Source organism: Marinobacterium halophilum (assembly GCF_003014615.1).
GTDB lineage: Bacteria > Pseudomonadota > Gammaproteobacteria > Pseudomonadales > Balneatricaceae > Marinobacterium > Marinobacterium halophilum.
Genome location: NZ_PYGI01000012.1, coordinates 70,772 through 85,144, shown reverse-complemented (window position 1 = coordinate 85,144; position 14,373 = coordinate 70,772). Strand labels below are relative to the sequence as shown.

Genomic DNA, 14,373 nt, shown 5'->3' with positions numbered 1-14,373 from the left:
AGAATGAAAATGGCCCCCATTTTAGGGGGCCAGCGTCGGGCTAACAAGTGGCGGGTGATCAGGCGGCGCGGCTGTGCTGTTCAACGAAGCTGATCAGCTCGTCCAATTGGAGCTCATTGAACACCGGGAAACCGTTGCGCAGCAGCTCTCCGGCGGCGACACCCGGTGCAGTGGTTAGCTGGCCGCTGAAGCTGCCATCATAGATTTCCTGGTTCCCGCACGACGGGCTGCGGGCTTTCATCAGCGCACAACAGCAGTCATGTTTGCGGGCCAGCTCCAGCGCCTGCTCGGCACCGCTGAGAAACTCAGGGGTAACATCGTCGCCATTGCTGGTGGTAATCAGGATCGGGAAGCGGCTTTGGGTTTCGGCCGGTGGTCTTGGGGTGGGCAGGCCTCCAAGGGTTTCAGGGCAGACGGTCACCAGACGTCCTTGCTGCTGCCAGCGTTTGAGAACCGGGTGATCCAAAAGATTATCACGGCCGTCATAACGCACTTTTGCGCCCAACAGGCAGGCGCTGACCAGAACTTTAGTCATTATTTACTCTTGCTGTATGTCATTTGTTGTTATTTTAGCGCGCATATTTTACGACGATGTTGCATGGGTGCAATACCACCAAAGTCAGGAATGGAGCGGTATTCGTCATGTTCATGCCAATTATCATGCCATGTCTGTCGGTTTGCCGATTTATTGCGCAATTCACAGGGTTAGGTTTACGTTAACGGTAAGCGGTTATATATTCGGGATATCCCTTAAGGGAAAACACATCGCCTCCGTTCCGATAATAAAGATAAAAAGAGGGAATACAGCCATGAGCACACAGGCGTATCAGCCGTTTTATGATCAATTTGATATCGACTCGCTGGCGCAGGATGCGTTGCAGGGTAATTTGTCTGTCGGTATCAATGCCTGTCATGAAATCTGTGACAAGTGGGCAGACGATCCCGAACGTATCGCGCTTGCCTTCGAAGGGATCGAACGACCACCCGAGCGTTGGAGCTATGCACGTCTGCAGCAGGCTGCGGCGCGTTTTGCCAACCTCTTGCAGCAACATGGCGTGGGCAAGGGCGACCGGGTTGCGGCACTGCTGCCACGCAGCCCCGAGCTGCTGGTCGTGATTCTGGGGACGCTGAGGGCTGGCGCGGTGTATCAACCGCTGTTTACGGCCTTTGGGGCCGGGGCCATCGAATACCGTCTGGATAAAGCCGGTACCCGTCTGGTGGTGACCGATGACCAGAACCGCTTCAAACTGGACGCAATACAGAAGTGCCCACCCATCGTGCGCGTCAGCGCCAAGGGTGAGGATAGCCATACGGATCTGGATTACCATGCGCAGATGTTGGCGCAGTCTGATCAGTTCGAGCCGGTATTGATCGGGGCAGATGACCCCATTCTGCAGATGTTTACCTCGGGTACCGTCGGCAAGTCCAAGGGTGTGGCCGTGCCCGCACGCGCACTGCTCTCCTTTTATGTCTACATGCGCTATGCCATCGACCTGAAACCCGAAGATCGCTATTGGAATGTAACCGATCCCGGCTGGGCGTATGGCCTCTATTATGCCGTGGTCGGCCCGTTGCTGTTGGGTGCAACTACCCATTTCAATGAGAACGGTTTTACCCCCGACACCACCTACGCGATGATCCGCAAATATGGCATCACCAACCTGGCGGCGGCCCCGACCGCGTACCGTTTGCTGATGGCCAATGATCAGCTGCTGACCGATTCCGAGTCACTGGGGCTGCGCATCGCCAGCAGTGCAGGCGAGCCGCTGAACCCCGAGGTGATCAACTGGGTCAAGCGCCGCTTGGGCTGTCCGGTGATGGATCATTACGGTCAGACCGAAACCGGCATGACCTGCTGCAATCATCACGCCCTTGAGCATCCGGTCAGAATCGGCTCCATGGGATATTCGCTACCGGGGCACCGTGTGGTGGCGCTGGATGGTGACTACCGTGAAGTGGGAGCGGGTGAAACCGGCCAGCTCGCGGTGGATGTTCACAACTCGCCCCTGTTTTTTTTCGCAGGTTACACCTGGGATGAAAAAGACCCCTTCCACGACCGTTACTACCTCACCGGCGATGTGGTGATCAGCCATGGCGATGGCAGCTACTCCTTTACCGGCCGTGATGACGACATCATTACCACGGCGGGGTATCGCGTGGGGCCGGCGGATGTGGAAAGCACGTTGCTGGAGCATCCGGCGGTGGCGGAATCGGGTGTAGTTGGCAAGCCGGACAGCTCCCGTGGTGCCGTGATCAAGGCGTATGTGGTGACGCGGCCGCAGTTTGATGCCGATGAAAATCTGGCCGACGAGCTGAAAGAGCTGGTGCGCAACCGTCTGTCGACGCATGCCTTCCCGCGTGAAGTCGAGTTTGTACATGAGTTGCCGAAGACGCCCAGCGGCAAGATTCAGCGTTTTATCCTGCGCAACAAGGCGCGTGAAGAAGCCGACCAGTAACAGGAGTCAGTATGCAGGTCATGACATTCGAAGAGATGCAGCGGTTCTTGCAGGATCATTTCCCGCAGGGTGATCAGTACGGGCAGTTGGACAGGCTTGGCGATGGCTGGGCCGAATTGCGTTTGGCTGTCGGTGATGACCACTTGCGCCCCGGTGGCACCGTATCAGGCCCGACCATGATGGGGTTGGCAGATGTGGCGCTGTATGCAGCGCTGTTGAGTCGCATTGGTCCGGTGGCATTGGCGGTGACTATTAACCTTAATATCAACTTCCTGCGCAAGCCGCGCCCCGATGCAGACCTGATTGCCCGTGCCGAGATGCTCAAGGTTGGCAAGCGCCTTGGCGTAGGTGAGGTGTATGTACGTTCGGCAGGGGATGACGACCCGGTTGCGCATGCCACCATTACCTATTCGATACCGGAGGCACGATGAGCGCGGTGGTTTGGCACGATGAACAGGTGCAGCTCAATGATGGTGTGAGCTTACAGTTGCGTTGGGGGCGTCAGCCGTCAGGGCAGGGACGGCCGGTGATTGTACTGCTGCACGAGGCACTGGGCTGCATTGCGATGTGGAAAGGTTTTCCGCAGCAGTTGGCGGCGGCGACCGGGCTGGACGTGCTGGTGTTTGAACGTCGCGGATATGGCGGGTCAACGCCGATCATGCTGCCGCGGCCGGATGACTATCTGCTTGAAGAGGGTGAGGTGTGGCTGCCGCAGCTGCTGGATCGGCTGGGGCTGGAACAGGTGATTCTGTTCGGCCACAGTGATGGTGGGTCTGTTGCCTTGATTGGTGCCTCAAGCTGCCCGGATCAGGTGGTGGCCATCGTGACCCTGGCGGCGCATATCTATGTTGACCATCTGACGCTGGGAGGCATCAAGACGGCGGTGGAGCGTTACCGCACCACGGATTTGCCACAGCGGCTGGCGCGCTATCACGGTGAGCGTACCGATCTTATTTTCCGGGCCTGGGCGGAAACGTGGCAGCGGCCCTCCTGCCATGAAAACCTGAACCTGAGGCCGCAGCTGGCGAACATTCAGTGTCCGGCGTTGATCATGCAGGGGGAGGGCGACGAGTACGGTGTGCCGGAGCAGGTAACCGATACCTGTGCGGTGATCGGCGAGCACGCCACCGAACAGTTCATTGCTGACTGCGGCCATGTGCCACATCTGGAGAAGCCGGAAGAGGTGTTGGCCCACACGCGCCGCTTTCTGGACGCTGCAGGCCTGCTGCCGACCGCTTAAAGCGCCAGTCGGCTGTGCATCTGTACCAGGTGCGCCAGACTTTCCGCACGCATCTTGCTCATCACCCGTGAGCGGTGAACTTCCACCGTTTTCGGGCTGATGCCAAGGGTTTCCGCAATCTCGCGGTTGGAGTTGCCGGTCACGACCAAGTCCATCACTTCACGTTCGCGACGGCTCAAGGAGTCGTAGAGTTCGCGCAGTTCGCGTTCTTCGCTCTGTTGGCTGAAGCGTGTCTCGGCGTCTGCCATGGCACGGTCTACCAGCGTCAGTAACACGTCGTCGTCGAACGGCTTTTCCAGAAAATCCAAAGCGCCGTTCTTCATCGCGGCCACCGCCATGGGTACATCGCCATGGCCGGTCAGAATGATCACCGGCAGGCGTATATCGCGTTCCTGCATGATCTGTTGCAGCGCCAGGCCGTTGATATCCGGCATGCGCACGTCCAAAAGCATGCAGCCCGGACGCTGGTCATACTGGTCGAGGAACTGCTGCGCAGAGGCATAGCTCTCGATGGTGTAAGAAGTGGACTCCAACAACCACTGAACGGAATCGCGGAAATCGGCGTCGTCGTCGATGATGAAAACCGTTGCGTTACTGATACTCATGCCTGCCCCTTGAGCGGGAGTTGAAAATGAAAACAGGTGCCCTGTTCGCCATTCGGTTCGACCCACAGCCGGCCCGAATGGCTTTCTATGATTGTATGCGAAATCGACAGGCCCATGCCTAGTCCGTTTTCCTTCGAAGTGGAGAAGGGCTCGAACAGGGTGTTCAGCTGGTCCATGTCGATGCCGGGGCCTTCGTCGGCCACCGTCACCAGTAACCGCCGTCCTTCGATGCGGGTGCGAATTTTAACCGGTCGTGGGCGGATATGACACTCGCTGTAGGCCTCGATGGCGTTACGGATCAGGTTCAGCAACACCTGCTCGATCTGCAGACGATCGGCCTCGATGAAAGGGTTGCTGTCGTCCAGATCAAAATCAAAGCGGATGTCGTGGTCAATGGCTTCCTGGTTGAGGAAGCGAGTGACCTCGACGCAGGTTTCATTGATCGGAAAACTGATGCGCTGAAACTCGGTACGGCGCACAAAATGGCGCATGCGCTTGATGATTTCCGAAGCGCGTTTGGCCTGGGTTGAAATCAGCTCCATGGCGCGCGTTATCTGGCCGACTTCAGTGATTTGACCATCGTCCAGGCGGCGGAACGTGCCGTTGCAATAGTTGATGATGGTGGCCAGTGGTTGATTGATCTCATGGGCCAGCTCGGTCGCCATCTCGCCCACCGACAACACGCGTGACATATGCGCCATTTCAAGCTGCTGGCGCTTGGCTTTTTCTTCCGCCTGGCGCTTCAGGGTGATATCGCGGGCGATGATCGAGTAATACTCCACCTGCATGTTCTCGGCACGGTTGCGGTGGGCGATGATTTCGCGGATTTCGGCAATACGCCCGGGGTTGCCGGCGGGGTAGAGCGGGATGCTGCCATACCAGGTGCCATACAGAGCAGCATGCTGCAGCGCCGGTTCTACCAGCGTATGCAGAATATCCTGAGGGAATAGCTGGTTGAGATAGAACACGGCGAGGTTTTCCCGCTCGGCACCGAGGGTGCGGTAGGCGGTCTCGTTCATGTAGGTCAGCTGCAGGGTACGGTGATTACAGAACAGAATCATGTCGGACGAAGCTTCAACCACTCGAGCCAGGCGGCGGGTCGCCTGCTGGGCCAGTTCGCGCTCGGTTACATCGCGGGAGACGCAGATGATCTCCATCGGTTTACCACGCTCGTCACGGATGGTGCGGCTGGTGGTTTCCAACCAGATATAGTGACCGTCGCGGTGCTGAAAACGGTAGACATTGGTATACATGCCGCGCCGATAGCGCACGGATTCCGCACGTTTTTTCAGGTTGTCAGCATCGTCAGGGTGAAACAGGTCATATCCGGGCGTGCCGATGATCTCTTCGGCTCGATATCCCAGCACGCGCTCAATGGCAGGATTTACATCAATAAAGGTCCATTCAGGGGTCGGCGTGTGCCGCGAAATCATGTCGGTCGATTGCTCGGCCAGCAAGCGATATCGGTCGGCCTCCTGTAAACAGCGTTGCAGTTCCTGCTCCAGTGGTGGCATGCCGTTTCCTTGTTTCCGGTGCGTGGCGCTTACTCTGCAGGGGCTGTCAGCAGGGGCTTGCAAGCAATGATCGGTGACAATCTTATGACGTTTAGGTCCTATTGTGTAATAAGGGAAAATACGTATGATGGACATTATTGGATGGAATCAAATCAACCGCGGATGGCTCCCCTATAGACCGGTGGAGAGGAATTAATAATGACAATGAATGACCATAATCCCTACGCTCTTGGGCTGGACCAGAATCCGGCCAACTATGCGACCTTGTCGCCGCTTAGCTTCATCGCCCGTACGGCCTTTGTTTACCCCGAACGTACTGCTGTTGTGCATCATCAGGTGCGCCGCAACTGGGCCGAAACCTATAACCGCTGCCGTCGTCTGGCCAGTGCACTGACCCAGCGCGGCATCGGCAAAGGCGATACGGTTGCGGTAATGGCCCCGAACCTGCCGGAAGTGTTTGAAGCACACTTTGGTGTGCCCATGGCCGGTGCCGTGCTGAACGCGATGAACATTCGTCTGGATGCCGAAGCCATCGCCTTCATTTTGCAGCACGGCGAAGCCAAGGTGATCATCGTTGATCGCGAGTTCTCCGAAGTGATTGCACGGGCGATCAAGATTGCACGTATCAACCCGATCGTGATCGACATCGACGACCCTTCATATGAAGGCGGCGAACTGATCGGGGAAATGGATTATGAGGCCTTCATTGCCGAGGGTGATCCCGAATTCGCATGGCAGCTGCCGGAAAACGAGTGGGATGCGATTACCCTGAACTACACCTCTGGCACCACTGGTGATCCCAAGGGCGTGGTGTACCACCACCGTGGCGCCTACCTGAATGCGATCAGCAACGCGATGTCATGGAACATGGGCGATGCGCCGGTGTACCTGTGGACGCTGCCGATGTTCCATTGCAACGGCTGGTGCTTCCCCTGGACGGTGGCTGCTACAGCGGGCGTTAACGTTTGCCTGCGCCACGTACGTGCCGACGACATCTATTCGTTGATCAAGGAAGAGAAGGCAGACCACTTCTGCGGTGCCCCGATCGTCCTCAACATGCTCAACAACGCACCGGACGAAATGAAAGCCGGTATCAATCATCAGGTGAAAGTGATGACCGCTGGCGCTGCGCCGCCGGCTGCGGTGATTGAAGGGATGGAAAACATGGGCTTCAGCGTGACCCATGTTTACGGCCTGACCGAAACCTACGGCCCCTGTGTTGTGTGTGCCTGGCATGACAAGTGGGACGAACAGACCCCGGCCGAACGCGCCCGCCTGAAATCCCGCCAGGGCGTGAAGACGCCGATGCTGGAAGGCCTGATGGTGGCCAACCCGCAAACGCTGGAGCCCGTGCCTCAGGATGGCAAGACCATCGGCGAGATCATGATGAGCGGCAACCTGGTGATGAAGGGTTACCTGAAAAACCCGAGCACCACCGACAAGGCGTTTGAAGGCGGCTGGTTCCACTCGGGTGACCTGGCGGTATGGCATGAAGACGGCTACGTCGACATCAAGGACCGCTCCAAGGACATCATCATCTCGGGTGGTGAGAACATCTCCAGTATTGAGATTGAAGATGCACTCTATCGTCATCCGCAGGTGATGGAAGCCGCTGTTGTGGCCCAGCAGGATGAGAAGTGGGGCGAAGTGCCCTGTGCCTTCGTTACCCTGAAGGCGGGTGCGGATGTCACTGAAGCGGATATCATCCAGTTCTGCCGCGACAACATGGCCCGCTTCAAGGCACCCAAACGCATCGTATTCTGCGACCTGCCGAAAACCTCCACCGGCAAGATCCAGAAATTCGTGTTGCGCTCACAGGCAAATGGCGTCGAAGAATAAGACGGTCAAGATTGCCTGACGACTGAAAGCCGCATCCTGTGAGGGGTGCGGCTTTTGTTGTGTTTGGGGGGGTGGTGGAGATTGTTTGCGGCCTTGAGCATTCGCTACACTCTATCGGTACGATTCTGCTTTGCGCACGGAGCGGACGTTACAGAATCGAACTGAAACCCCTAAAGTGGACATTCGGTACAATCTGGCTCAACAGCCCCTACCGGCACAGAACGGGCATCTAGCTTGACTACGTTCTACGTACATTAATGATCAAAGGACTAACGGCTAGTGGTTTAGTCCACTCTACGATAACATTCTTCATACCCACTATGACTTGGACTTACACTGCGGATAAAGATAAGGAAGTTAATCAATGGAAAGAAGCTATGTGGCGCGAAATCTCAGGAAGTGTATTTCCTATGGTGACATTCTTAAAAACACATCACTTCACAGCGAATTAAAAAGGCAAGAGTATGCCAATGCCGCTGCCTTACTCGTGGATGACACACGAACATTTGAAGATCTTTTACGGGTTATATTCATCAAATCTAAAACTGCATATACCGTTAAAAAGATAGAAAACGCCCTGATTCTAAAGCTACTTTCAAATAACATAAAAAAAAATTATGGCATCTCTATAAGGAATAGAGAGTACATTGTAAGAAATCTAATTTCATTCCTTAGAGAATCCTCTCCCTATCATATCCATCGCTACGATATAGAATCTTTTTATGAAAGTGTAGATAGAGGCTTAATATTAAAAAAGATAAAGAGTGATGGAGTTTTATCAAGAAAAAGTATCAGCTTACTAGATGCATTTTTTAAAGAACTCGAAGAAAAATCGATCCCTGGTCTACCTCGCGGATTAGGGATTAGTTCCACTCTGTCCGAGCTAGCCTTGCAAAATATGGATTATCATTTGCGAAATACAGAAGGAGTTTTTCTATATGAAAGATTCGTTGATGACATAATCCTTATAACTGATACAGATATTCCAGCTAAAACCAGCCGCCAAAAAATAGAAGAGTTCTTGCCAGGCGCGTTAAAAATTCACAAAGCGGGAGGTGAAAAAACTTTCTTCGGTAACGTATCTAAACCCAATGATAAAAAAATGGGTAAAACAAATACATTTAGTTATCTGGGATATAGTTACACAATATCCGAAAAAAATCACAGCTCAGATAATTTTTTAAAAGTTAGACGGCGTGACGTAAAAATAGATATAGCCCCTAGTAAAACCATGAAAATAAAGAAAAGGATAATTCAGTCTTTCTCTAGCTACATCATATCTAAAAAAACACATAAAGAATATGATCTGCTGATTAAAAGACTTAAATTCTTATCTGGAAACTACAGATTACACAACATATCAAATATTAACGACGTCAAGTCGGGGATATATTACAACTACCGGATCATAAATCAACAAACACAACTTAACGAGCTTGACCGCTTTCTCAAAAGTCTTCTTTTCTTTAAGGGGTCAAACTTATCGAGAAGAATACAGTCTGAAATACCAATAAATAAACGTAGAGAAATTTCCCACTTTAGTTTCAAAAAAGGACATGAGAAAAAACGTTTCCACAACTTTACATACAAAAACCTATTGAGAATTAAAAGAGCATGGCGATGAAGAAAGCAAAGATAAAATTAAATGATTACTCAAGAATACTGCTTTCTGAGACTTCGCCATATGATGTGCCAATTATTTTCACAAACAACTGGTTTTATCAAAAAATAAAGAACAAAAGAGAAAAAAATCAGGCGATTCAAGACATCATCAATTATGCATTTGATCGCAAAGATCTTGATGAGTTCTCAATGCCTATGCGCTATAAGATCAGGAAAGATGACATATCATATAGGCACATGGGGTTAATACACCCCGCGCAACAACTCAACATGCTTGAGTTTTACAAAACATATGCTGATCAAATTTTACTCTACTGCTCAAAAAGTTCATTTTCAATCAGGCGTCCAGCTAAAGTAGCTTCATCATACTTCAAACCAAACAAACTACAGGAATCGAAAAGCCTTAAAAGCAGTTCAGCAGAAAGAATTAGCGACGAGAGCAATTTTAGACATTCAACATCTTATTTTGCCTACGATAGACATACAAAGCTTTATCAATTCTTTGAGGATGAGGAGTTTTTTAAATTAGAGGGAAAATATACCGACTTTTGGTCCATCGATATTACCAAGTGTTTTGATAGCCTATACTCCCATTCTATATCATGGGCGACCAAAGGAAAGTTTAGAGCAAAGTCAACAAAAGCCAAAGACACTTTTGGCGCAATCTTTGATCGGCTAATGCAACGTTCAAACTTCAACGAAACGAACGGTATTATTATAGGAAATGAGGTCAGCAGAATATTTGCTGAAACTATACTTCAAGACGTTGATTATAAAGTTAAACTAACTTTATCAGGTATCGGATTACAGGAGTCAATCGACTATGACGTTAGGCGTTATGTTGATGATTATTTTATTTTTGCCTCCTCACCAGAAACCTGCCAATCCGTTCTAGAAGCCATTGAAGACAACCTTAGGGGCTATAAACTTTTTGTTAATAAGCAAAAAACAAAGAAAACTCAAAAACCATTTATTACAGGCATAACTAGAAGTAAACTTGCAACATCAAATTCACTAACTGATCTATATGACCTTTTGTTTTTAACTGAAGAAAATATAACGCGCGTTAATACGATAAGAATAAGAAGTACCTACTCAGTAGTAAAATCATTTATAAACAAGATAAAGTCACCCTGTCATGATGATAAGGAAACATACTATGTCATGACAGGCTATGTGATTTCAGCGCTAACTAATAAGATTCGCGATACCTACAACACAGCACCGAATGAATTAAGTAAAGAAGATTTCTCCTCATATAGGAATGCCTTTGTCATAATCTTAAAAATTGCATTTCATTTATTTAGTGTAAATCCATCCTTTAACAATAGCATTAAATTAAGCATGCTGTCTTACATATCGTTCAATTTTTTCGAGCGTTATTTTCCTGAAGAAGAGAAAACTATAAAACTTCTAATAAATGGTTATATTAGAGATTTTTTTGAAAGCGGAAAATGTAAGCAATCTTTAGATAGCGCAAATAATTACTTCCCTATCGAGTTTTCAAACTTACTATTTGTAGCGAGGAATATGGGTAGCGACTATCTATTAAATCACAAACAAATAAAGAGCATCTTCGATCTTGAAGGTGCTAAAAAAAGACGAGAAAAATTTCTTGAACAAGAAGAAAACTCTGATTATTTCCAGCTGACATCCTTACTTTACTATATCGGCAACGAACCAGAATACGACCGCATTAAAAATGAGGCAATTAAAGAAATAAATAGTCGATTATCAAACCTAGAAGATCTTCATAAAGATGCAAAGCTCTGCTATCTACTGCTTGATTCAATTTCATGCCCGTTTATTCCCGAAAGGAATAGGAAAACATGGTCTTCTAGATTATACGAAACAATATATAAGAATAAACCAGACACTGAAAAAGCTAACAATTTCTTTAACTCTATTTCGGAAGAACAGTGGTTTATATCTTGGTACTATCCTGATTTATGGAATACCCTAGAGAAAAAAGAGTTGCAATTTGAATATTGATGAAATAGCCTAAAAATCGTCTGCTCGGGTTGTCGACATTTTAAGCCGCCTTTTGGGTGGCTGAACTACATAACCTAACGGTGATGCTAGTCCCTAAAGTGTGCGTTTTTGGATCAACCTATAACTTGTTGATACGAAAAGCTTAAATGCAAGCGTAAACTGATAGCGGCACTTCGGTGCACACACCTCATGAGGCACCCGAGCAGCCTTTCCCCACTCGTACAAGCCGCAACTGTACCTTCTATCTGAGTTCAAACTAACGATAATTCAGATCAGAATCCATCTAGGTAAAGGCCATATAGACTACTTCTTGATGACCGCTTCGGGTCGGTATCGGCCGCACTGGTTGGTCTGATATGCCGAAAGAAATGTCCGCTATCCAGACGTACTAGAAAGCTCTTAAGGTCAGATAAGGGCCAGCTTCTGGCATACATCCTCGGGACTCGCTAATCCGCCCCCAAACCTGCACATACAAAAAAGGCCGATGCAATCATCGGCCTTCCTGTTTACATCTACTCTAACGAATCACGCTTCGCGACGGTCTACCATGAAGGTGCCTTCGCCAGTCGCAACCAGCGTGTCACCAACGTGCACATCAGTACGGCACTTCACGCGGCGGCGGCGCTCGTCAATTTCGGTGACGGTTAGGCTAGCGGTCGCGGTGTCACCAATGTGAACCGGTGCCTTGAACTTGAGCTGCTGGTCTATGTAGATGGCACCCGGTCCCGGCAGGCGTGTACCGGCGACGGTAGAGATCAGCGCTGCGCTGAACATGCCGTGGACGATGCGCTGTTTGAACGGCGTCGTTTTGGCGTATTCATCGTTGATGTGGATCGGGTTGTTGTCACCGGACAGGCCGGCGAACAGGACAACATCCGCATCAGTGATGGTTTTGGCATAGGAGTCGCTCATGCCGACTTCCAGATCTTCCAGGTAGTAACCGTGCAAATCCTGCATAGAAAGGCTCTCTTGTCATCAGGTTTCGGGGGAGTATAACCAAAGTAGGACAGTATAAATCGCCCGAATGAACGATTCCCTACTTATCAAATCGAATGTGCATGCTAGAATAAGTGTATTCCCTTACTTCTGTGAGTGCCAGCCTTGGACATGGATGGACTCGCACACGATCAATGACCGTTAACTAAAGGTGTCGTATGGCAGATTACAATGCTCCTCTCAAGGATATGAAGCTGACTCTGAATCATGTCGCCCGTATGCCTGAGCTGGCTGAGAAGCCGGGATTCGAAGATGCTTCCGCCGATATGGTGGATGCGATTCTGGAAGAAGCGGCGCGTGTAGCGCGTGATGTGGTGGCCCCGACCAACTGGGAAGGCGACCAGCAGGGCGTGCAGCTCAAGGATGGTAAGGTAGCATGCCCCGATTCTTTCAAGCAGGCCTACCAGCAGTATGTGGAAGGCGGCTGGGGTTCATTGCAGTTTGATCCTGAATACGGTGGCCAGGGCCTGCCGTTCCTGTTGTCTATCCCGGTGATGGAGATGTGGCATTCGGCCAACATGGCCTGGGGCCTGTGCCCGATGCTGAGCCAGGGTGCGGTTGAGTGTCTGGACCTCAACGGCAGCGATGAGCTGAAAGCCAAGTACCTGCCCAAGCTGGTTAGCGGCGAGTGGTGCGGCACCATGAACCTGACCGAATCCAATGCCGGTTCCGATCTGTCTGTGGTGCGTGCCAAGGCCGAGCCGGAAGGCGATCATTACCGTGTCAGCGGCGAGAAAATCTTCATCACCTGGGGTGATCACGAAATGGCCGAGAACATCGTCCATCTGGTGTTGGCCCGTCTGCCGGATGCGCCTGCGGGTGTGCGCGGTATCTCCCTGTTCCTGGTGCCAAAGTATCTGGTTAATGACGATGGTTCGCTTGGCGAGCGCAATACCGCCGGTGCGCTGTCGCTGGAACACAAGCTGGGCATCCATGCGTCCCCGACTTGTGTCATGGGTTTCGACAACGCCATAGGCTATCTGGTCGGTGAGCCGAACCGTGGTCTGGCGTGCATGTTCACCATGATGAACAATGCCCGTCTGAGCGTAGGTCTGCAGGGGGTTTCCATCTCTGAGCGTGCCTATCAGCAGGCACTGGAATACGCCTTTGAACGTATTCAGGGGCCGGCAGTTGGTACCCGTGAAGCAGGGCCGATCATTCGCCATGCGGACGTGCGCCGTATGTTGCTGACCATGAAGACGCTGACGGAAGCTGGCCGTGGCATCGCCTATGACGCCTGCGGCAGTCTGGATTTTGCCCTCAAGGCAACCAGCGCTGAAGAGAAAGCTGCCGAGCAGGCGCGTGCTGCACTGCTGACGCCGATCGTCAAAGGCTGGTGTACTGAAGTGGCGCAGGAAGTGACGTCTTTGGGTGTGCAGGTTTATGGCGGCATGGGCTATATCGAAGAAACCGGTGCTGCTCAGCACTTCCGTGATGCCCGCATCCTGCCGATTTATGAAGGCACCAACGGTATTCAGGCACTGGATCTGGTGGGGCGCAAGACGCTGATGGATCAGGGCGCTGCGCTGGCAGCACTGATCGAAGAGATTCGTGGGGCTATCGCAAGCTGTGATCCGTCTCTGATCGCGCAGGCCAAGCAGTTGGAAGAGGGCGTTGTTGGTTTGACCAAGGCGCGTGATTTTCTGCTCAGCGGTGCGGAAGCCGACGCTCAGTTGCCGGGTGCGATCGCCTACAACTTCATGATGCTGGCAGGCTATGTCTGCGGTGGCTGGCAGCTGCTGCGTCAGGCGACTGCAGCCGTGCATCTGGCAGCGGAAGGCGATGATGATCCCTATCTGCAGGCGAAGCAGGAGAGTGCGCGTTTCTACATGGCACAGGTGTTGCCGCGCTGGAAAGGCTTTGCCGACATGCTCAACGACGGCAGCCGCAGCATCATGGCACTGCCGGAAGAGCTGTTTGCCAGCGCCTGGCAGTAACCGCATAACCCGATGATCACCCAAGCCTGGCCACTGTGCCGGGCTTTTTGCATTCAGGCACACCCGTTTTGCATGGCTGAAGGCGCATGAGCGGTTGGCTGCGCAGTCTTGGCTGAGGCACAATCACGACACGTGGATACACGGCTAATAAAGACAACAATAATTAAGGCA

At 51.5% G+C, this 14,373-nt stretch carries 11 protein-coding genes; 7 read left to right on the top strand and 4 right to left on the bottom strand.

Going from position 1 to position 14,373, the window contains the following annotated elements; translation table 11 throughout:
* Positions 1 to 58: 58 nt before the first annotated feature.
* A complete protein-coding gene (locus tag CLV44_RS09720; RefSeq protein ID WP_106591925.1) occupies positions 59 to 535 on the bottom strand; it encodes a 2-thiouracil desulfurase family protein in 477 nt (158 codons plus the stop codon).
* A gap of 274 nt (positions 536 to 809) precedes the next feature.
* Here CLV44_RS09720 and CLV44_RS09715 point away from each other — a divergent pair, with 274 nt between their 5' ends.
* Genes CLV44_RS09715 through CLV44_RS09705 form a run of 3 tightly spaced genes read left to right on the top strand, consistent with a single transcriptional unit; the run spans position 810 to position 3,696 of the window.
* On the top strand, positions 810 to 2,456 hold the full coding sequence (locus CLV44_RS09715; protein WP_106591924.1) for an AMP-binding protein: 1,647 nt from the start codon (positions 810 to 812) through the stop codon (positions 2,454 to 2,456).
* Positions 2,457 to 2,467: 11 nt separating this feature from the next.
* On the top strand, positions 2,468 to 2,887 hold the full coding sequence (locus CLV44_RS09710; RefSeq protein WP_106591923.1) for a PaaI family thioesterase: 420 nt from the start codon (positions 2,468 to 2,470) through the stop codon (positions 2,885 to 2,887).
* Complete coding sequence (locus tag CLV44_RS09705) at positions 2,884 to 3,696, top strand: alpha/beta fold hydrolase (protein WP_170069309.1); 813 nt, start codon at positions 2,884 to 2,886, stop codon at positions 3,694 to 3,696. The genes CLV44_RS09710 and CLV44_RS09705 overlap by 4 nt, the downstream gene beginning before the upstream one ends.
* On the opposite strand, the gene CLV44_RS09700 is transcribed toward CLV44_RS09705, so the two are convergent.
* Together CLV44_RS09700 and CLV44_RS09695 are read right to left on the bottom strand one after the other, a co-directional pair.
* On the bottom strand, positions 3,693 to 4,301 hold the full coding sequence (locus CLV44_RS09700; RefSeq protein WP_106591922.1) for a response regulator transcription factor: 609 nt from the start codon (positions 4,299 to 4,301) through the stop codon (positions 3,693 to 3,695). The genes CLV44_RS09705 and CLV44_RS09700 overlap by 4 nt on opposite strands.
* A complete protein-coding gene (locus tag CLV44_RS09695; RefSeq protein ID WP_106591921.1) occupies positions 4,298 to 5,815 on the bottom strand; it encodes a PAS domain-containing sensor histidine kinase in 1,518 nt (505 codons plus the stop codon). Before CLV44_RS09695 ends, CLV44_RS09700 begins: the two co-directional genes overlap by 4 nt.
* A 198-nt stretch (positions 5,816 to 6,013) precedes the next feature.
* Here CLV44_RS09695 and CLV44_RS09690 point away from each other — a divergent pair, with 198 nt between their 5' ends.
* The 3 genes from CLV44_RS09690 (at position 6,014) to drt3b (ending at position 11,269) form a co-directional block, all read left to right on the top strand.
* Positions 6,014 to 7,654, top strand: coding sequence for an acyl-CoA synthetase (locus CLV44_RS09690; protein ID WP_106591920.1), 1,641 nt, complete (start codon positions 6,014 to 6,016; stop codon positions 7,652 to 7,654).
* A gap of 364 nt (positions 7,655 to 8,018) precedes the next feature.
* Entirely contained in the window at positions 8,019 to 9,278 is a 1,260-nt protein-coding gene (gene drt3a / locus CLV44_RS09685) for an antiviral reverse transcriptase Drt3a (protein WP_106591919.1), read from the top strand.
* Positions 9,275 to 11,269, top strand: coding sequence for an antiviral reverse transcriptase Drt3b (drt3b, locus tag CLV44_RS09680; protein WP_170069308.1), 1,995 nt, complete (start codon positions 9,275 to 9,277; stop codon positions 11,267 to 11,269). Before drt3a ends, drt3b begins: the two co-directional genes overlap by 4 nt.
* A 525-nt stretch (positions 11,270 to 11,794) precedes the next feature.
* On the opposite strand, the gene CLV44_RS09675 is transcribed toward drt3b, so the two are convergent.
* Complete coding sequence (locus CLV44_RS09675) at positions 11,795 to 12,226, bottom strand: MaoC family dehydratase (protein ID WP_106591917.1); 432 nt, start codon at positions 12,224 to 12,226, stop codon at positions 11,795 to 11,797.
* A gap of 197 nt (positions 12,227 to 12,423) precedes the next feature.
* On the opposite strand from CLV44_RS09675, the gene CLV44_RS09670 reads away from it, so the two are divergent.
* A complete protein-coding gene (locus CLV44_RS09670; RefSeq protein WP_106591916.1) occupies positions 12,424 to 14,202 on the top strand; it encodes an acyl-CoA dehydrogenase C-terminal domain-containing protein in 1,779 nt (592 codons plus the stop codon).
* The last annotated feature ends 171 nt before the right edge of the window (positions 14,203 to 14,373 follow it).

Coding starts and splice junctions, on each gene's coding strand:
- CLV44_RS09700 (WP_106591922.1), bottom strand. CDS start 4,301: ATGAGTATCAGTAACGCAACGGTTTTCATCATCGACGACGACGCCGAT.
- CLV44_RS09710 (WP_106591923.1), top strand. CDS start 2,468: ATGCAGGTCATGACATTCGAAGAGATGCAGCGGTTCTTGCAGGATCAT.
- CLV44_RS09670 (WP_106591916.1), top strand. CDS start 12,424: ATGGCAGATTACAATGCTCCTCTCAAGGATATGAAGCTGACTCTGAAT.
- CLV44_RS09695 (WP_106591921.1), bottom strand. CDS start 5,815: ATGCCACCACTGGAGCAGGAACTGCAACGCTGTTTACAGGAGGCCGAC.
- CLV44_RS09720 (WP_106591925.1), bottom strand. CDS start 535: ATGACTAAAGTTCTGGTCAGCGCCTGCCTGTTGGGCGCAAAAGTGCGT.
- drt3b (WP_170069308.1), top strand. CDS start 9,275: ATGAAGAAAGCAAAGATAAAATTAAATGATTACTCAAGAATACTGCTT.
- CLV44_RS09675 (WP_106591917.1), bottom strand. CDS start 12,226: ATGCAGGATTTGCACGGTTACTACCTGGAAGATCTGGAAGTCGGCATG.
- CLV44_RS09705 (WP_170069309.1), top strand. CDS start 2,884: ATGAGCGCGGTGGTTTGGCACGATGAACAGGTGCAGCTCAATGATGGT.
- drt3a (WP_106591919.1), top strand. CDS start 8,019: ATGGAAAGAAGCTATGTGGCGCGAAATCTCAGGAAGTGTATTTCCTAT.
- CLV44_RS09715 (WP_106591924.1), top strand. CDS start 810: ATGAGCACACAGGCGTATCAGCCGTTTTATGATCAATTTGATATCGAC.
- CLV44_RS09690 (WP_106591920.1), top strand. CDS start 6,014: ATGACAATGAATGACCATAATCCCTACGCTCTTGGGCTGGACCAGAAT.